This is a genomic window from Ammoniphilus sp. CFH 90114, assembly GCF_004123195.1.
In the GTDB taxonomy this organism is placed as follows: domain Bacteria; phylum Bacillota; class Bacilli; order Aneurinibacillales; family RAOX-1; genus YIM-78166.
This window is the reverse complement of sequence record NZ_SDLI01000072.1, coordinates 1-357: the sequence shown is the minus strand read 5'-3', so window position 1 is coordinate 357 and position 357 is coordinate 1. Positions and strand designations below refer to the sequence as shown.

General features: G+C 51.5%; 1 pseudogene. It reads left to right on the top strand.

Annotated elements, in window-relative coordinates:
* Window positions 1-357: pseudogene (locus EIZ39_RS27030) on the top strand (hypothetical protein); the annotation flags it as partial.

The window sequence follows — 357 nt, the reverse complement described above, 5'->3', positions numbered from 1 at the left end:
CTCCTATGGCAACGGTGAATACGGAAACTAGTGCAGCGTCCATGCAAACCGCTTTAGAAGATGTCGCGTTAGGTTTAGACCTAAGTATCTACTCTGGATGGAATACGGCGGATCAGGCAGCAGTAGCGTCAGCTATTTTGGCAGGTCGCCCAGCAGAGGGCTATGTGGATCTAGCGTCCTTGCAAACCGCATTTGATTCGGCAGTAGCCTCCCGTGCGGCTGTAGCAACGGTGAACCTAGCAGATGATGCAACGAAGATGGAAATGGCGTTAGAAGACGCTGCATTAGGGCTTATTTTGGGTGCCTATGAAGGATGGAGTATAGCGGATCAGGCAGCAGTAGCGGCAGATGTTTTGG